The sequence below is a fragment of the Streptomyces sp. TRM68367 genome, assembly GCF_014495685.1.
Lineage (GTDB): Bacteria > Actinomycetota > Actinomycetes > Streptomycetales > Streptomycetaceae > Streptomyces.
This window is the reverse complement of record NZ_JACTVI010000030.1, coordinates 23,427-40,536: the sequence shown is the minus strand read 5'-3', so window position 1 is coordinate 40,536 and position 17,110 is coordinate 23,427. Positions and strand designations below refer to the sequence as shown.

Sequence of the window (17,110 nt, the reverse complement as noted above, 5' to 3'; positions counted from 1 at the left end):
CGGTGTCCGTCAGCGGGCTGGACTTTGTCAGCTCCGCCCGTCGCGCGGCCCGAACACCTCCAGCACCTACGACGCTGTCCGTCGCACGCGCGTTGAGGTAGTAGTCGGCCCAGGCGGCGATGCCGGGATAGGTGCACTCGGCGGTGAGGCGGGCGATCGCGGCCGGGATGTCGTACGGCGTGCCCCGCAGGTCGGTGCCGGGGCCGAGCAGGCACGAGTGGGCGCCGACGCGGCCGTACGGCATGCCGATGCTGCCCGGGTTGACCACCAGACGGCCGTGGGCGAGGCGGACGTACGGCATGTGCGTGTGGCCGCAGACCACGGTGCGGACGGTGTCGGAGACCGGCTCGAACACGCACTCTGACGGTCCTCCCCGGCCGCGCGACGCTCTGGCAGGGCTGCCTCCATCTGGTGCTGGTTGCGGCGTACTTGGTGCTGGCGGTCACCCCCTGGCGGCACCGGCTCCCGCCCCGGGGGACCTGCCGCCCAGCCCCGGGATCAGCACCGCCGCCACCGCCAGGTGCATCAGAGCGAGGGAGACCCGGGTGCCGCCGTCCATGCCGTTGCCGATGAACGGCAGGAAGGACAGGGCCAGTACGGCGCCGGCCACCCCGGTCCAGATGGCGCGGGCGCGCCGCGCCCCGAACCGCTCCAGGGCGGCCAGCAGTCCCCAGCCGGAGAGCGACGCGAGCAGTGCGACGACCGCCACGGGCACGGCGCCGATGTCGAGCGTCTGCTCGCCGTCGGCGATCCGCAGCCGGTGCCCCAGCAGTGGGTCCGCGACCAGCCACACCAGGGCGGGGGCCAGGACGGCGAGGGCCGTAGCCCCCAGGCGCCTTCTCCGCGCGCTCACTTGGCGCCCCCCGAGAGCGCCCCGTGCAGGAAGACCTCCACCAGCTCCTGCGGGGTCAGGTCGGGCTCGTCCTCAGTACGCGGTTGGGTGAAGAGCAGTCCGAAGAAGAGGGCCGCGATCTGCTCCGGCGGCCGGCGCAGGGTGGCCTTGTCGGGCTCCAGCAGCTCCGCGAGGGCCGCGCGGATACGGGTCGTCGACTCGTCGCGGCCCGCGCCGCGCACCGTGCCGGGGTGCTTGCCGCCGCGATGCCCCAGCGAGCCGGCGATCGCGCCCATCCTGGACATGTGCGCCTGCAGCGCCTCGGCCGCCTCCGCGAGCCGGTCGGGCAGCGGCTGGGATACGTCGATCGCGTCGAGCTCGCGGACCGCGTGCTCGGGGGAGAGCGCCTCGGCCATGCATGCCTGCAGCAGCTCGTCCTTGTCGGCGAAGACCCGGAAGATCGTGCCCTCGCCGATGCCCGCGGCGCGGGCGATCTTCGCGGTCGTCACCGCGGCGCCGTACTCGGCGATCAGCGGGATCGCGGTCTGGATGATCATTTCGCGGCGCTGCTCCGGCGACATGCCGGGGGCGCGGCGGCGGGTGGTCTGGTTCTCCTTAGGTGCTGTCATGACCACGAGAGTACGGAGTGAGGACTCACTCCGTCAATGAGTGAGTCCTCACTCCGCTCGCTTTTCCCGTGCTCGGCTACTTGTCTGTCGTGGCAGCCGACCAAGATCCACAACTACGGCTGGAGCACTGGGCTAAGGCAGTTCCACGGTTCCGCGTACCAGGACCCGGAGGGCTCTTCTTCCGGCTAGTTCCGGCCCTCCTCGTCCAGCGCCGTCGCCAGCACCTCCGCCAGGTGCTGTCCCCGTCTCCCGGCCAGCTGCTCCAGCTGTGTGCGGCAGGAGAAGCCGTCGGCAAGGATCACCGTGCTGTCCGGTGCGTCCCGTACCGCCGGCAGGAGCTGTTCCTCCGCGCACGCCGCCGACACCTCGTAGTGGCCCTTCTCGAAGCCGAAGTTGCCGGCGAGGCCGCAGCAGCCGCCGCTCAGTTCGCCGGTGAGGCCGGCGGCGGTGCGCAGGTGGCGGTCGGCCGTGTCGCCGAGGACCGCGTGCTGGTGGCAGTGGGTCTGACCGGCGACGGGGCGGTTCAGGGCGGGCGGGGCCCAGTCGGGGGCGTGGCGCTGCAGGGCCTCGGCGAAGGTCAGGACACGGGCGGCGAGCCGGGCGGCGCGCGGGTCGTCGTGCAGCAGCTCCGGTACGTCCGTGCGCAGGGCGGCGGCGCAGCTGGGCTCCAGGACGACGACCGGGGCGTCGGTCTCCAGCACCGGTTCCATCAGGTCGAGCGTGCGGCGCATGACCGTACGGGCGCGGTCCAGCTGGCCCGTCGACACATACGTCAGGCCGCAGCAGACCCGGCCCCGTCCGCGCAGCAGGGACCGCGGGTCCAGGGCGACCGTCCGCCCGTCGCCCACCGGCGCCCTGCGCAGATGCACGGTCGGCGGAAGCGCCACGCGCAGCCCGGCCGCCTCCAGCACGCGCACGGCGGCCTGCCCGACGGACGGCGAGAGGTGCTCGGTGAAGGTGTCCGGCCACAGGATGACGAGGTCGCCACGGCCGACGGCCATCCCCTTCTCACCGGCGCCGACCACCGCACCCTCGCCAGCGCCCAGGGCTCCAGTGCCGCCTTCGCCGCCGCCGACTGGTGTTGTTCCGCTTCTGCCGCCCGCGGCAGCTGTCCCGGCTCCGCCCCCGACCGCCCCCTCCCCGCGCCGCCGCTCCCACCACCCGCTGAACGTCTGCCCCGCCAGCCGCGGAAGGTCTCGCTCCGGTGCGATCCCGCCCGCCCGCTTGGCCAGCGCCGCCAACGGCCGTACGCCCGCCAGCGCGTTGACCACGCGCGCGGTGCGCGTGCGGGCCGCCCACCGCAGCCAGACCGGCAGCCGGCCCATCGCATAGTGCGCGGCGGGGCGGCGGCGCCCGGCGTAGTGGTGGTGCAGGAACTCCGCCTTGTACGTGGCCATGTCGACCTCGACCGGGCAGTCCGATCGGCACCCCTTGCAGGACAGGCACAGATCGAGCGCGTCCCGCACCTGAGCCGACCGCCAGCCGTCGGTCACCAGCTCACCGGCCAGCATCTCGTGCAGCAGCCGGGCACGGCCGCGCGTGGAGTGCTCCTCCTCCCCGGTCGCCCGGAAGGACGGGCACATCACGGCGGACCCGGACACCGGCGTCGTACGGCACTTGGCGACCCCCACGCAGCGCCGTACGGCCGCCGAGAAGTCGCCGCCGTCGGACGGGTAGCCGAAGGCCACGTCGACGGGCTCGCGGGGCAGCACGGAGAAGCGGAGGTCGGCGTCCAGGGGCGCGGGCCGTACGAGCATGCCCGGGTTGAGGAGGTCGTCCGGGTCCCAGACGCCCTTCACACGCTCGAAGAGGGCGACGATTTCCGCGCCGTACATCTTCGGCAGCAGCTCGGCCCGCGCCTGCCCGTCCCCGTGCTCCCCGGACAGCGACCCGCCGTGCGCCACGACCAGCTCGGCGAGCTCCTCGGAGAAGCGCCGGAAGCGTCCGATGCCCTGCTCCGTGAGCAGGTCGAAGTCGATGCGGACGTGGATGCAGCCGTCCCCGAAGTGCCCGTACGGCGTCCCGCGCAGCCGGTGATCGGCCAGCAGCCCCCGGAAGTCCCGCAGGTAGGCGCCCAGCCGGGCGGGCGGCACCGCGCAGTCCTCCCAGCCCGGCCAGGCCTCGCTGCCGTCCGGCATCCGCGTCGCCGTACCGCTGGCGTCCTCCCGGATCCGCCACAGCGCGCGCTGGCCCGCGGGGTCGGTCACGACGAGCGAGTCGACGACATCGGCCGCCCGCACGATCGCCTCCGCACGCGCGCGTGCCTCCCCGGCCGACTCCCCGCCGGTCTCCACGAACAGCCACGCCCCGCCCCTGGGCAGCCCGGCCGTGGCCGGCACCAGGTCGGCCGCCATGCCCTCCACGGTCAGCGGTCCGTACCACAGCAACTCCGCAGCAGCCTCCGCGGCGGCGCTCTCGTCGGTGTACGCCAGCACGGCCAGCGCACGCGCGCGCGGCGCCCGAACCAGCCGTACGACTGCCTCCGTCAGCACCCCCAGCGTGCCCTCCGACCCGCAGAACGAGCGGGCGACGTCGGCGCCCTTCTCGGGCAGCAGCGCGTCCACCGCGTACCCCGAGATGCGGCGGGGCAGCTCCGGGAACCCGGTGCGCAGCCGCGCCAGCTCGCCGTCCACCAGCTCGCGCAGCCCCTCAGGCGCACCGGCCCACCCCTGCTTGAGCCGCAGCCGCGCCCCGCGCGCGGTGACCACGGACAGCTCCCGCACACTGTCGGCGGTCGTCCCCCACGCCACCGAGTGCGAGCCGCACGAGTTGTTGCCGATCATCCCGCCGAGCGTGCACCGGCTGTGCGTGGACGGATCGGGCCCGAACCGCAGCCCGTGCGGCGCGGCGGCGTCCTGGAGCCGGTCGAGGACAAGTCCCGGCTGGACGACGGCCGTCCGCGCCTCCGGGTCCACAGCCAGGACCCGGTTCATGTGCCGCGTGAAGTCCAGCACGACGCCCACGCCCGTGGCCTGCCCCGCGATGGAGGTCCCGCCGCCGCGCGCCACGACCGGCACCCCACGCGCCCGGCACACCTCCAGCACGGCCGCGACGTCGTCCGCGTCCCGCGGCGCGACGACGCCCACCGGCACCCGCCGGTAGTTGGACGCGTCCATGGTGACCAGCGCCCGGGCGGTGACCCCGAAGTCCACCTCACCCCGGACGCCGCCGCGCAGCTCCGCCTCAAGAGCGGTCAGATCCGTCATGCATCCAGGATGCACGCCACCACTGACAGTGACGATCGTGGATCACCGGGCCTGCCTCAGCCGGCCGGCTTCTCCCACACCGACACGTGCTGCCGGCTCTCGCTCGTGAACGGCTCCCGCGACCACCCGTCCCACCGCTCGCGCAGCCGCAGCCCGGCCAGCCGGGCCATCAGGTCCAGCTCGGCGGGCCACACGTAACGGAACGGGATGGACCAGTACGAGCTGCGGCCGTCCTGCACCGTGACGTGGTGCGAGCTCATCGCCTGGGTCGCCACGTCGTACAGATCGAACCCCAGCCGCGAGCCGTCCACGTGGAACGGCACCGCGTTCTGCCCGGGCGGCAGCCGGCGCAGGTCCGGCACCCCGACCTCGATGACGAAGCACCCGCCGGGTTCGAGGTGCTCCGCGACGTTGCGGAAGCAGTCCACCTGGGCGTCCTGCGTCGTCAGGTTCATGATCGTGTTGAACACCAGGTACGCCAGCGTGAACCTGCCGGGCGCCTTCGCCGTCGCGAAGTCCCCGATCGTCACGCCGATCGCGTCGCCCCCCGGCTTGGCCCGCAGCCGCTCCACCATCGCCCGGGACATGTCGATGCCGTGCACCTCGACGCCCCGCCGCGCCAGCGGCACCGCGATCCGCCCGGTGCCGATGCCCAGCTCCAACGCCCGGCCGCCGCCGGCCAGTTCCGCCAGCACACCGGCGGTCCGTGCCACGACCTCGGGCGCGAACATCTCCGACGACGGGTCGTCGTACCCCGCCGCAATGGCTTCTCCGAAGTAACCGTCCTCATTCAGCACCCGGCGACCGTACTGCGGAGGGCGGGCGCACGCGCGCGATTTTCCTGGGGCAGCAGACTGGACAGTTGCACGCGACCGCACCGTCTGGAATGCCCCCATCGGCGCCCACCAGGCCATCGCCCACCCCTCGCCCAGGCCCACACCGACCTCGAACTCGCCCGCCTGATGACCCAGAAGGCGGCGCACCTGTACGACGCCCGGGGACGACACGGGCGCGGGCGAGGACGCGAACATGGCCAATACGCGGCCGGTGAGGCCTGCGTGAAGGCCGTGGACCAGGCCGTGCACACCCTCGGCGGCGACGGCCTCCCGCGCGAGTTCGGGATCGCGTCGTTGATAACCGCGGCGTGCGTGGCTCGTACAGCACCGGTGAGCCGGGAGATGATTCTCAACTACGTCTCCCGGCAGACTCCGGGCCTGCCCAAGTCGTAGTGAACCAGCACGGCGTTGCGCGAGGAGGAACCATGTTCCGCAGCGAGTACGCAGACATCCCGCCCGTCGAACTCCCCATCCACGAAGCCGTCCTCGCCCGGGCCGCCGAGTACGGCAGCACACCGGCGCTCATCGACGGCACCGACGGCACCACCCTCACCTACCAGCAGGTGGACCGGGTCCACCGGCGGGTCGCCGCCGCCCTCGCCGAGGCCGGAGTGCGCAAGGGCGATGTCGTCGCCCTGCACAGCCCCAACACGATCTCCTTCCCGATCGCCTTCCACGCCGCCACGCGCGCGGGTGCCTCCGTCACCACCGTGCACCCGCTCGCCACGGTCGAGGAGTTCGCCAAACAGCTGCGGGACTCCGCCGCCCGCTGGATCATCACGGTCTCCCCGCTGCTCGACGCGGCCCGCGAGGCCGCCGAACACACGGGCGGCGTGACGGAGATCTTCGTGTGCGACAGCGCGCCCGGCCATCGCTCACTGATCGACATGCTCGCCTCGGCCGCCCCCGAGCCCGCGGTCGACATCGACCCCGTCGAGGACGTGGCGGTCCTGCCGTACTCCTCCGGCACCACCGGCCGGCCCAAGGGCGTGATGCTCACCCACCGGCAGATCGCCACCAACCTCGCCCAGCTCCAGCCCGCCATCGCCGCCGGCCCCGGCGACCGCATCCTGGCCGTCCTGCCGTTCGCCCACATCTACGGCCTGACGACCCTCATGAACATGCCGCTCCGGCACGGCGCCACCGTCGTCGTCCTGCCCCGCTTCGACCTGGAGACGTTGCTCGCCGCCATCCAGAGCCACCGCATCACCGGCCTGTACGTTGCCCCGCCCATCGTCCTGGCCCTCGCCAAGCACCCGCTGGTCGACCAGTACGACCTGTCGTGCCTGAAGTACGTCATCAGCGCCGCGGCGCCCCTGGACGCCAGTCTGGCCGCCGCCTGCTCCCGGCGCCTCGGCCTGCCGCCCGTCGGCCAGGCCTACGGCATGACGGAAGTCTCGCCCGGCACCCACGTCGTCCCCCTGGACGCCATGCGCCAGGCGCCGCCCGGCACGGTCGGCCGGCTCATCGCCGGCACCGAGATGCGCATCGTCTCCCTCGACGATCCCGGCAAGGACCTCGGCACCGGCGAGTCCGGCGAGATCCTCATCCGCGGCCCCCAGATCATGAAGGGCTACCTCGGACGACCCGACGACACCGCCGCCATGATCGACGCGGGCGGCTGGCTGCACACCGGCGACGTCGGACACGTCGACGAGGGCGGCTGGCTGTTCGTCGTCGACCGCGTCAAGGAACTCATCGAGTACAAGGGCTTCAAGGTCGCCCCCGCCGAACTGGAGGCGCTCCTGCTCACCCACCCCGGCATCGCCGACGCCGCCGTCATCGGCGTCCGCAACGACGACGGCACCGAAGTCCCGCACGCCTACGTCGTCCGCCAGCCGAACGCCAGCGACCTCCCCGAAGGAGAGGTCATGATGTACGTCGCCGAACGCGTCGCCCCCTACCAGCGCATCCGGCACGTCACCTTCATCGACGGCGTCCCGCGCGCCGCCACCGGCAAGATCCTGCGCCGCCGGCTCAGGGAGCGCACATGACACCGATCGGCCGCACACGCGCGCGCGTGGCGTCGAGACCCTGTGCCTGGACGCGCCGCACAACCGCAACGCCCTGTCCGCCGGACTCGTCGCCGCGCTCACCGACTGCGGCAAGGACACCGACGTACGCGCGGTCCTCATCACCCACACCGCGTCCCCAAACAGGACCGCAGCCGCGCCACCCGGCAACGGCTCCTGGAAGCCGCCGTGGCCTGCCTCGCCGAGCACGGCTGGGCGGGCTCCACGGTCTCCGTCGTCTCCGAACGCGCCGGCATCTCCCGCGGCGCCGCCCAGCACCACTTCCCCACCCGCGAGGACCTCCTCACCGACGACCACGCCCGCCGCGAACGGGTGGTGAGCCAGTGGGCGGACCTGCTGGCGCAGGCGCTGGACTGCGCCGCCGCCCAGGGATGATCAGGGACTGAGCCGCTCCACCCGCCAGCTGCCGTCCGCCTCCGCCACGTACCGCAACCGGTCGTGCAGCCGGTTCTCCCGGCCCTGCCAGAACTCCATCGACTGCGGCGCCACCCGGAAACCACCCCAGTGCGCCGGCACCGGCACCTGCTCGCCCTCCGGATAGCGCGCGGCCAGCTCGGCGTACGCGGCCTCCAGATCGGCGCGCGTGGCGATCACCGACGACTGCGCGCTGGCCCACGCACCCAGCTGCGAGCCGTGCGGCCGGGTACGGAAGTACGCCGCCGTCTCATCCCGCCCCGTACGCCGCGCGACCCCGGTGACGATCACCTGGCGGGCCATCGGATGCCACGGGAACAGCAGCGACACGAACGGATTCCCGGCGAGGTCGCGCGCCTTGCGGGAGTCGTAGTTCGTGTAGAACACGAACCCCTGCTCGTCGAAGTGCTTCAAAAGCACCGTGCGCGAACTCGGCCGGCCCTCGGCGTCCGCCGTGGACACCACCATCGCGTTCGGCTCGAACAACGCCCCCTCCGTCGCCGCCTGCTTGAACCAGCGCGCGAACTGCTCCACAGGAGTGGCGGCCAGCTCTCTCTCGGACAGCCCTTCCGCACGGTACTGCTTACGCATCGAGGCGAGGTCGAAGGGCACGGGGTGTCGGTCGTTCACGCGGTCATCCTGCCGTATCCCGGGCCTCCGTACGGCACGGTGGCCTTTCCTCACTGCATGGCACTGAGTGCCGCGAACACTCCCCCAGGGCCTGCCCATGGTCCCGCAGCGCGAGATCGACAAGGCCAACTCCATCACCGAACGCTTCATGATCCGCTGGCGTGGCGAACCGGACCCTCGACACGTCGCCGCGGTGGACGCCTACTGGACATCGGCCGCCGAGCACGGCATGAACGCCTCCACCTTCACCGCCCGCGTCATCGCCTCCACCGGCGTGGATGTGGCAGCCGCACTCTCCGGCGCCGTAGGAGCCATGTCCGGCCCCCTCCACGGCGGCGCTCCCTCCCGCGTCCTCCACATGATCGAGGAGATCGAGCGCGGACATCGCGCACTGAGCCCTACGGGGCGCTGAAGGGGTCGGAAACGCAGACGACCCGCGAGCCTGGTCCTCCAGAGGAGGAGCCGGCCGGACGTACCGGCGACTCGCGGGTCGGGTGACTGCGCGGGATTGGGCCGGCTGCACGGATCTATCCCGTGCTGGTCCGGCACCGCACTGAGTGTGGTGTCGGGCCGCTAGCCCGCAGCCACCTCACGCGTCCGGTTTCCATACATCTGCCGAACCACCTCCCTTCTCGTGTACCTCGTACCCTAAGAAATTGGTCAGCCGACGATCAACCGATTTTCCGAGAAGATCGAGATCGAGGTGTATGCGCGGCGGGGGAGCGCGGGTAGGCAGGCCGCGTGAGTTTCCGGCGTGCAACGATTCCTTCAATCTTGTGGGAACCCGATGTGCGCTGGGTCACGTTCCAGTTGAATGATTGCAAGTGAGCGAACCGACGCGTCGTACGTGCGGACGCAGCCTGCAGGGGGTCCAGGTGAGTGCTTCCCGGCGTAGTGGGACCACCGACGAGCTGGGGCCGGACGAGCCGGAGCAGCCCGAGCCCGAGCGGGACGGTGGGGATCTGCTGGCCGCGCTGCTGGACGGGATGGACGCCGCCCTGTGCGCTTTCGATGCCGACGGGGTCGTGACGCACTGGAACCGGGAGGCGGAGCGGATCCTGGGGTGGACCGCGGCCGAGGCGGTGGGGCGGCAGGGGTTCGCCGGGTGGGCGGTGCGCAGTGCGGACGCCGCGGAGGTCGAGGGGCGGCTGATGTCCGCCATGCAGGCGCCGGGGCGGCAGGTGCACGAGTTCGCGCTGCTGACGAAGGACGGCGGGCGGGTGCTGGTGCGGACGCAGTCGGCGGCCGTGCGCGGGCCGGACGGGAAGCCGGCGGGTGTGTACTGCGCGTTCAGCGAGGTCCACGCGCAGATCGATCTGGAGCGGTCGATCGCGCTGAGTGAGTCGCTGTTCGACGACGCGAGCTGGGGTGTGGTGCTGGTCGACGCCGATCTGCGGCCCGCGGTGGTGAACGCGCACGCGGCGCGGGCGCTGGGCAAGGGGCGTACGGCTGTGCTGGGGCGGCCGCTCGGGGAGTTGCTGGCGCAGGGCGTCGAGGAGCTGGAGAGCGCGCTGACGCACGTGCTGGCGGAGGGTGCGCCGCCGGCGCCCGCCGAGATCTGGGTGAGCGTGCGGACGCCGGAGGGCGAGAAGCGGCGGTGCTGGCGGAGCGGGTTCCTGCGGCTGGCGTCGCCGCTCGCGGAGGAGCCGGTGCCGCTCGGGGTGGGCTGGCTGTTCCAGGACGTGACCGAGGCCAAGCAGGGTGAGCAGGAGGCGTCGCTGCTGCGGTTCCGTACGCAGCAGTTGCACCGGGCGGCGCGGGCCGCCGCGGAGTGCGAGGACCCCGCGGAGGCGGCGACCGTCCATCTGGACTTCGCGCTCGCCGGCTTCGCCGACCACGCGCTGATCGACCGGGTGGCCGGGGGTGCGCGGGCGGATGCGGAGACCGTCGGGGCGGTACGGCTGGTGCGGATCGCCGCGACGCCGTCCGGGGCGCCGGGGCCGAGCGAACTGTCCGGGCGGGCCGGGCTGCCCGTGCGGTACGGCGAGGGGCATCCGGTGTTGCAGTGCGTGGAGCGGGCCGGGTCGGTGCGGGCGAGTGCGGGGACCGTGTCGGCCGAGGAGGCGCGGGCGTGGGCGCTGGGGCGGCAGTGGCCGGAGGATACGGCGTATGCGCTGTGTGCGGTGTTGCGGAGCCGGGGGCGGACGTTGGGCGCCGTGACGTTCCTGCGGGGGGCCGGGCGGAGTGCGTTCGAGCGGGCCGACATCGCGTATGCGGAGGATGTGGCGGCGCGGATCGCTGCGGCGCTGGATTTGGCCGGGGTGGTGGGAGACGGGCGTGTGGGTGAGGTGTGGCGAGGACCGGGGGAGGAGGGGGAGCGGTGACCGGGGTGCGGGCGTGGCGGGTGTCTGCGCTGGTGGGTGGCAGGGAGTGGTCAGTGGTGCGGATGCCGGTCTCGTCCTCGCCTGCCCACCCCTGAACGTGCACCTCCGGTGCCACGGCGTGCCGCCCGCTGAGGGGAGCGCGTCCTGTGTACGGGTGGACGTGCAGGGGGTGTGATCAGGGTCTGATCGTGTGTGGTTTCGGCGGGGCGGCACGGTTGTCGGTGGGATGCGTCAGAATTGAGGTCAGGGCCAGCGCACGCGTCGGTGAGGTGGCCAGCCGCCGGCAGAGCTAATCGAGGGGCACGTATGTCCGGACTGATCGACACCACGGAGATGTATCTCCGCACCATCCTTGAGCTGGAGGAGGAAGGTGTGGTCCCCATGCGCGCCCGGATCGCCGAGCGGCTGGACCAGAGCGGGCCCACGGTCAGCCAGACCGTGGCGCGGATGGAGCGCGACGGCCTGGTGTCCGTCGCCAGCGACCGGCACCTGGAGTTCACGGACGAGGGCCGTCGGCTCGCCACCCGCGTGATGCGCAAGCACCGGCTCGCGGAGTGCCTGCTCGTCGACGTGATCGGCCTGGAGTGGGAGCAGGTGCACGCCGAGGCGTGCCGCTGGGAGCACGTGATGAGCGAGGCCGTGGAGCGGCGTGTGCTCGAGCTGCTGCGTCACCCCACCGAGTCGCCGTACGGCAACCCCATCCCCGGCCTGGAGGAGCTCGGCGAGAAGGACGGCGCCGACCCGTTCCTGGACGAGGGGATGCTGTCGCTCGCCGACCTCGCCCCGGGCCCCGAGGGCAAGACCGTCGTCGTACGGCGGATCGGGGAGCCCATCCAGACCGACGCGCAGCTGATGTACACGCTGCGCCGGGCCGGCGTGCAGCCCGGTTCGGTGGTGAGTGTGACGGAGTCGGCGGGCGGCGTGCTGGTGGGCAGCGGCGGCGAGGCGGCCGAGCTGGAGGCCGACGTCGCCTCCCACGTGTTCGTCGCCAAGCGTTGACCATCGCCGCCGTTGGGTCGCCGTCCGGTCAGTTTACGTTTGCATGGCGTCAACTTGGTGGAACTGTGCGTCAGTTGTGACGGCGTTGTGATCACGTCGAATTCAGAATCAGTGCGTTGAAGCGCAGCGCTCGGGCGGTCGGCGTGCGAGGCTGTGGCGTGAGGCATATGACCTGAGGGCTCTTGGCCGCGGTCGACAGCGATGTCGCGCCCGGCCGGGGAGGGGGCGGGAGGATGTGCCGTAGAGACAGGGTTGGCCCCGGCGCCAGATGGCGCCGGGGCCTGTCCTCCCCTGTGCTGACCCGGAGCCCCGAGCTCTCAGGGTCATCCCCTTCGGACCGTTTTCCCCGAGCGGTCCGCCTCCCGCTGAAGATCTCCCCTCGGTGGCGGCGATCATTCCTCGCGGGGGGTCACTCGAATGAGGGGTGTTGCCCGCAGAAGCAGTCATTTCGAATACTAGTTCGATAGGTTCGGTGGTCTGCGGGTGGGGCGGCAGGCCCAGCGGCACGCACAGAGGCCGGCACGGACAGTACGGCCACAGCCACACACAGCAGCCGGCATGCACAGCGGCACGGGCACGACACGGCCAGACAGCACAAGACGCAGCAGAACGGCGCAGCACAAGGAACGGCACACGCAACAGACACGGCAGGCAGGACACGGTTCACAGGACCGGCCAGCGGCAGCGAGCGGTCCGAGCGGAGCTTGGGGGGTGCCAGGAGGATGGCGCGACGCATCGACGTGACCGGGGCGGGCGGCGTACGCCTAGCGGCCTGGGAGTTCGGCGATCCTCCGAAGACCGATCCGGCGACGGACCCGGTCGGTCGGGGGGACGGGCAGGTCCCGGAGGGCGAACGTTTCCCGAGCGTGCTGTTACTGCACGGGCTGATGGGCCGCGCCTCGCACTGGGCGCCCACCGCCCGCTGGCTCTCCGAGCGGCACCGCGCCGTCGCCCTCGACCAGCGCGGCCACGGCCGCAGCGACAAGCCGCCGGAAGCGTCCTTCACCCGGGGTGCCTACGTCGACGACGCCGAGGGCGCCCTCGAACAGCTGGGCCTCGCGCCGGTCGTCCTGATCGGCCACGCCATGGGCGCGCTGACCGCCTGGCAGCTCGCCGCCAAACGCCCCGACCTGGTCCGCGGACTGATCATCTGCGACATGCGGGCCTCCGCACTCGGCGCCGCCTCGCAACGCGAGTGGGCCCAGTGGTTCAAGGCCTGGCCGGTTCCGTTCGCCACGCTCGCCGACGTGCGCAAGTGGTTCGGCGAGGACGACCCCTGGGTGGAGCGGCCCAATCCGGCCCGCGGCGCGTTCTACGCCGAGGTGATGGCCGAGTCCCCGGACGGCTGGCGGCCCGTGTTCGAGCCGGAGCAGATGCTCAGGTCCCGCGAGACCTGGGTGTACGACGCGCACTGGGAGGAGCTGGCCCAGGTCCGCTGCCCCGCCCTCGTCGTGCGCGGCCTCGACGGCCAGCTGGGCCGGGCCGAGGCGCAGGAGATGGTCCGCGTCCTGCCCCGCGGCCAGTACGCGGAGGTGGCCGACGCCGGCCACCTCGTGCACTACGACCAGCCGGACGCCTGGCGTGCGGCGATCGAACCGTTCCTGGACACGCTCAGGGAGGAGTGACGCGGCGTCCCGCGCGCCCGCCGCAGCTCGCGGACGACCCGTACGGCCCCTTTGGCCCCGCCCCGCGCCAGGTGCCGGGGCGGGAACTGCCGTAGGGCCTGCTCACGTCACCCTGAGGGCCGGGTAACCGTCACCCCTTGCTGACCGCGGTCAGGATCTCCGGCAGTCGCCCCGCCGTGCGCGGCGCGGCCAGGCGCAGGCCCAGTGCCGTGACCGCCGCCCCGTACGCCGTGCCCACCGGCAGCAGCAGCCAGGTGAGGCCACCGCCGTCCGCGCTCACGTTCAGCCAGATCGTCAGGGCGATGACCGGCGCGCACAGCAGGGCGGCGGCGACCATGCCGCCGAAGATGGAGATCCAGGCGAGCCCGGTCTGGCCGGGGGCGACGTTCTTGTAGCCCTCCTGCGGGATGGAGTAGGGGAAGCGGGCGGAGGTCCACGCGCCGGTGGCCAGCATCGCGCCGAGCAGCGCGAAGGACAGGCCCAGCGCCTCCGGCAGCCGCGGCCAGTCGCCGAGCATCGCCGTGGTCAGGACGGTGACGAGGGTGGCGTACGGCAGGGTGATCAGCAGCAGGGCCAGGGCGCGGGCGCGCAGTTCGGCGTACGCGTCGCGGGTGGCGGAGATGGTCATCGCGACCATCCAGAAGGCGGAGGTGTCCTGCCCGAACTGGTTGTACATCTGGATGCCGAGCATCCCGGCGGCGAAGCAGGCGAAGTACACGGAACCGGTGCCCTGCCAGGCGTTGAACACCGGCACGATCAGCCCGATCGCCAGGGAGGTCACCCACGCCGCCTTGGTCTTCGGGTCCCGCCACACGTATCGCAGGCTGCGCTCCATGACGGTGCCGGTGCGCCCGCCCGGCAGCAGCCGGGCGAGTCCGGTCGAGGAGCGTTCGCGGGCGGCCGACTCGGCGGCGGGCAGCGTGGATCCGTCGGGCGAGGTCATCAGCTTGGTGAGATGCCGGGACCACACGGCGAGCAGCAGTACCAACGCCGCGACGGTCAGCCCCAGTTGGGCGAGGGCGATCCCGTACGACCCCTCGCTCGCCGCGTGCACCGCGCCGATCGCCGACGCGGGCGGCACCCACTGCAGGACGGCACCGACCGGGTCCAGTTCGGCGAGCCCGGACGCACCGAGCCGCTGCGCACCGAAGTTGACCACCTGCGCCCCGACCGCGATGACCAGCCCGCTCAGCACCGCGAGGTCCCGCCCCTTGCGGCTGGTCAGCAGCCGTACGTTGGCGGCGGCCACGGTCCGCGCGAGGGCCACGCACACCAGCAGCCCCAGCGCCGCACCGAGTACGCCGACGGCGAATGCCGCCCCGCCGTCCGCGACGGTGATCACGGAACCGGCGAGCAGGCACAGCGTGAACAGCGGCCCGATGCCGACCAGGGAGGCCGCGAGCAGCGCCCGCACCAGCGGCTGGGGCCGGAGCGGCAGCATCACCAGCCGCGTGGGGTCCAGGGTCTCGTCGCCGCTGGGGAAGAACAGCGGCATCACCGCCCAGCCCAGCCCGAGCACCGCCACCAGCAGCAGGATCAGCGACTCCACGTGCGGCTGACCGCGCAGCAGGATCATCCCGAGTGTCTGCAACACCGCGAACAGCAGTGCCACGACGGCCGACACGATGTAGACGGCTCGCCGGCCCCCGGACTGCCGTAGTCCGTTCCGCAGCAGCGACAGCTTCAGCCGTACGACGACCGGCGTGATCGTGGGGGCGCTCACCGGGCCCTGCCGCCCAGCCAGTCCAGGTCGGACCCGGTGTCGCGGGCGCCCGCGCCGACCAGTTCGAGGAACGCCCGCTGCAGGGAGGGCGCGTCCCCGCGCACCTCCTCGAGCGGACCGTGGGCGCGGATGCGGCCGGCGGCCATCACCGCCACCCAGTCGCACAGCGACTCGACCAGTTCCATCACATGGGAGGAGAAGACGACCGTGGCGCCCGACGCCGTGTACCGCTCCAGGACGCCCCGGATGGTCTGCGCGGACACCGGGTCGACGCCCTCGAACGGCTCGTCGAGGAAAAGCACTTCGGGATTGTGGAGGAGCGCGGTCGCGAGCCCGATCTTCTTGCGCATACCCGTCGAGTAGTCGACGACCAGCTTGTGCTGGGCGCCGGCCAGGTCGAGGATGTCGAGCAGTTGCGTGGCCCGCTTGTCGACCTCGGCACCGGGCAGCCCCCGCAACCGCCCCGAGTACCCCAGCAACTCCCGCCCCGACAGCCGCTCGAACAGCCGCAGCCCCTCCGGCAGCACCCCGATCCGCGCCTTCACCTCCACCGGATCGCGCCACACGTCGTGCCCGACTACCTCCACGGACCCCTCGTCCGGCCTGAGCAGCCCGGTCACCATCGACAACGTGGTGGTCTTCCCGGCCCCGTTGGGCCCCACAAGCCCGATGAACTTGCCCGCAGGCAACTCCAGATCAATCCCGGCAACAGCCACCTGCTGCCCGAACCGCTTCCAGAGCCCCCGAACGCGTACGGCACTAGAACCCACCACATCTCCCTCCGGTCACCATGAACCCTACGGGGGAGCTTCGCGCCTCAAACGGGCGCGGGGCTGTATCGATATGCGGCTCCGCCGCGTGGGCGCGACAAGCCACACACAACCCGCACGCGCCAACGAACCCCAACCGGGCGGACCGGGTTTGCGAACCGCTACCGATCCCTGCCGCACGCATAAGCCAACGGCGAGATCAACTCCTCCGCATCCGGCAACCACCGATTCGCCGGCGTAGGCCGACACGCCCACTGCACAGCCCCCCGAGACCCGAACCGCGTAGGCGGCGCAGCCACATACGCCCCCTCCCCCAACACGGCAAGATCCAACGACGCCACCGACCACCCCAACTTGCGCACCAGATCCGGCACCTTCACCGAAGCCCCGGGCAACACGAAGAACTCCATCCGCCGATCCGGCGTCAACGTCACCGGCCCCAGTGTGAGTTCCATCCGCTCCATCCGCGCGAGCGCCAGAAACCCGGCCGTCTCCGGCACGGAAATTGCATCGAACGTACGCCCGGTGGGCAGCAGAATCGACGCCGTCGGCTGCTTCTGCCACATCCGGCGCGCAACCGTCGCACTGCCCGTCGCCTGCGTCGCCCAGTCCGCACGCGCCGGGTGCGACCCCGGCGCGGGGCACACGGCGTCACCGCACGAACAGCGGTGCTCCCCGTCGACGGCTTCCAGCCAGGTGCCGGGGAACACGTCCCAGTGCCGTTCCTCGGCATAGCGAACGGCGGTCTCCAGCAGCGATTCCCCGCGCTGCTTCGGGATCTGAGCGGCGTCGGTGCCCGCGATCGTCTCTTCCACGATGAACACAACTCTGGGCGTCACCAGGAGTTACGCCCGCCCGCGTGCGCGGGGGAGGAGCATCGAATCCCTGGCCGGGGCGCATGGGTGCATGTGCGGGGGCGCGCAGGAGGATCTGCCGCTGGAGTGGGTAGCCAGGTGTGGGGCGGCACGAGCCGCTACTCCGGCAATCCTCGCATGTCTCGCATTTTCGGCATGTCCGTGGGGCATTGATCTTCACGGCCGGTTCTTTTCGCTCCATGCGGGGGGCCCGGTCGCGGAAGACACGTCAACT

13 protein-coding genes and 4 pseudogenes are annotated in these 17,110 nt (G+C 72.2%); 8 read left to right on the top strand and 9 right to left on the bottom strand.

Annotation, left to right across the window (positions count from 1 at the left end; genetic code table 11):
- Window positions 1-27: 27 nt before the first annotated feature.
- From H8R17_RS20530 to H8R17_RS20510, 5 genes and pseudogenes are all read right to left on the bottom strand, one after another.
- Window positions 28-337 (bottom strand): annotated as a pseudogene (locus tag H8R17_RS20530) (metallophosphoesterase family protein); the annotation flags it as partial.
- 105 nt (window positions 338-442) lie between these two features.
- Window positions 443-853 (bottom strand): DUF6069 family protein, encoded by a 411-nt coding sequence (locus H8R17_RS20525; protein ID WP_187824669.1) that lies wholly within the window; start codon window positions 851-853, stop codon window positions 443-445.
- Window positions 850-1,461, bottom strand: a complete 612-nt coding sequence (locus H8R17_RS20520; RefSeq protein ID WP_187824668.1) for a TetR/AcrR family transcriptional regulator — start codon at window positions 1,459-1,461, stop codon at window positions 850-852. Before H8R17_RS20520 ends, H8R17_RS20525 begins: the two co-directional genes overlap by 4 nt.
- A 185-nt stretch (window positions 1,462-1,646) precedes the next feature.
- The gene (locus tag H8R17_RS20515; protein WP_187824708.1) at window positions 1,647-4,658 is read right to left on the bottom strand and encodes an FAD-binding and (Fe-S)-binding domain-containing protein; all 3,012 of its coding nucleotides are present in this window, start codon (window positions 4,656-4,658) and stop codon (window positions 1,647-1,649) included.
- A 65-nt stretch (window positions 4,659-4,723) separates the two neighbouring features.
- Window positions 4,724-5,464, bottom strand: coding sequence for a class I SAM-dependent methyltransferase (locus H8R17_RS20510; RefSeq protein ID WP_187824667.1), 741 nt, complete (start codon window positions 5,462-5,464; stop codon window positions 4,724-4,726).
- A gap of 165 nt (window positions 5,465-5,629) precedes the next feature.
- Here H8R17_RS20510 and H8R17_RS20505 point away from each other — a divergent pair, with 165 nt between their 5' ends.
- The 4 genes and pseudogenes from H8R17_RS20505 to H8R17_RS20495 all read left to right on the top strand — a co-directional run.
- Window positions 5,630-5,896 carry a hypothetical protein gene (locus H8R17_RS20505; protein ID WP_399477010.1) on the top strand — a complete coding sequence of 89 codons (267 nt, stop codon included), beginning with the start codon at window positions 5,630-5,632 and terminating at the stop codon, window positions 5,894-5,896.
- Window positions 5,897-5,928: 32 nt separating this feature from the next.
- The gene (locus H8R17_RS20500) at window positions 5,929-7,497 is read left to right on the top strand and encodes a 4-coumarate--CoA ligase family protein (RefSeq protein ID WP_187824666.1); all 1,569 of its coding nucleotides are present in this window, start codon (window positions 5,929-5,931) and stop codon (window positions 7,495-7,497) included.
- Window positions 7,498-7,537: 40 nt separating this feature from the next.
- Window positions 7,538-7,654 (top strand): annotated as a pseudogene (locus H8R17_RS47045) (enoyl-CoA hydratase); the annotation flags it as partial.
- Window positions 7,603-7,824 (top strand): annotated as a pseudogene (locus H8R17_RS20495) (TetR/AcrR family transcriptional regulator); the annotation flags it as partial. The pseudogenes H8R17_RS47045 and H8R17_RS20495, both read left to right, overlap by 52 nt.
- Before the next feature lie 87 nt (window positions 7,825-7,911).
- On the opposite strand, the gene pdxH reads toward H8R17_RS20495, so the two are convergent.
- A complete protein-coding gene (pdxH, locus tag H8R17_RS20490; RefSeq protein ID WP_187824665.1) occupies window positions 7,912-8,580 on the bottom strand; it encodes a pyridoxamine 5'-phosphate oxidase in 669 nt (222 codons plus the stop codon).
- Between the two features lie 85 nt (window positions 8,581-8,665).
- Between pdxH and H8R17_RS20485 the strand changes: the two are divergent.
- From H8R17_RS20485 to H8R17_RS20470, 4 genes and pseudogenes are all read left to right on the top strand, one after another.
- Window positions 8,666-8,959: pseudogene (locus H8R17_RS20485) on the top strand (citrate/2-methylcitrate synthase); the annotation flags it as partial.
- Between the two features lie 496 nt (window positions 8,960-9,455).
- The gene (locus H8R17_RS20480) at window positions 9,456-10,904 is read left to right on the top strand and encodes a PAS domain-containing protein (RefSeq protein WP_316959468.1); all 1,449 of its coding nucleotides are present in this window, start codon (window positions 9,456-9,458) and stop codon (window positions 10,902-10,904) included.
- A 306-nt stretch (window positions 10,905-11,210) separates the two neighbouring features.
- A complete protein-coding gene (locus tag H8R17_RS20475) occupies window positions 11,211-11,903 on the top strand; it encodes a metal-dependent transcriptional regulator (protein WP_187824663.1) in 693 nt (230 codons plus the stop codon).
- A 722-nt stretch (window positions 11,904-12,625) separates the two neighbouring features.
- Window positions 12,626-13,528 carry an alpha/beta fold hydrolase gene (locus H8R17_RS20470; RefSeq protein WP_187824662.1) on the top strand — a complete coding sequence of 301 codons (903 nt, stop codon included), beginning with the start codon at window positions 12,626-12,628 and terminating at the stop codon, window positions 13,526-13,528.
- A 130-nt stretch (window positions 13,529-13,658) separates the two neighbouring features.
- Here the strand turns inward: H8R17_RS20470 and H8R17_RS20465 are convergent, their stop codons facing one another.
- From H8R17_RS20465 to H8R17_RS20455, 3 genes are all read right to left on the bottom strand, one after another.
- Window positions 13,659-15,251 carry a transporter gene (locus H8R17_RS20465; protein WP_187824661.1) on the bottom strand — a complete coding sequence of 531 codons (1,593 nt, stop codon included), beginning with the start codon at window positions 15,249-15,251 and terminating at the stop codon, window positions 13,659-13,661.
- Window positions 15,248-16,024 carry an ABC transporter ATP-binding protein gene (locus H8R17_RS20460; RefSeq protein WP_187824660.1) on the bottom strand — a complete coding sequence of 259 codons (777 nt, stop codon included), beginning with the start codon at window positions 16,022-16,024 and terminating at the stop codon, window positions 15,248-15,250. The genes H8R17_RS20465 and H8R17_RS20460 overlap by 4 nt, the downstream gene beginning before the upstream one ends.
- 158 nt (window positions 16,025-16,182) lie before the next feature.
- The gene (locus H8R17_RS20455) at window positions 16,183-16,845 is read right to left on the bottom strand and encodes a bifunctional DNA primase/polymerase (RefSeq protein WP_187824659.1); all 663 of its coding nucleotides are present in this window, start codon (window positions 16,843-16,845) and stop codon (window positions 16,183-16,185) included.
- Window positions 16,846-17,110: the final 265 nt, after the last annotated feature.

Excerpts from the sequence above, each read along its gene's own strand:
- H8R17_RS20520 (WP_187824668.1), bottom strand. The coding sequence starts at position 1,461 with ATGACAGCACCTAAGGAGAACCAGACCACCCGCCGCCGCGCCCCCGGC.
- H8R17_RS20505 (WP_399477010.1), top strand. The coding sequence starts at position 5,630 with ATGACCCAGAAGGCGGCGCACCTGTACGACGCCCGGGGACGACACGGG.
- H8R17_RS20500 (WP_187824666.1), top strand. The coding sequence starts at position 5,929 with ATGTTCCGCAGCGAGTACGCAGACATCCCGCCCGTCGAACTCCCCATC.
- H8R17_RS20475 (WP_187824663.1), top strand. The coding sequence starts at position 11,211 with ATGTCCGGACTGATCGACACCACGGAGATGTATCTCCGCACCATCCTT.
- H8R17_RS20470 (WP_187824662.1), top strand. The coding sequence starts at position 12,626 with ATGGCGCGACGCATCGACGTGACCGGGGCGGGCGGCGTACGCCTAGCG.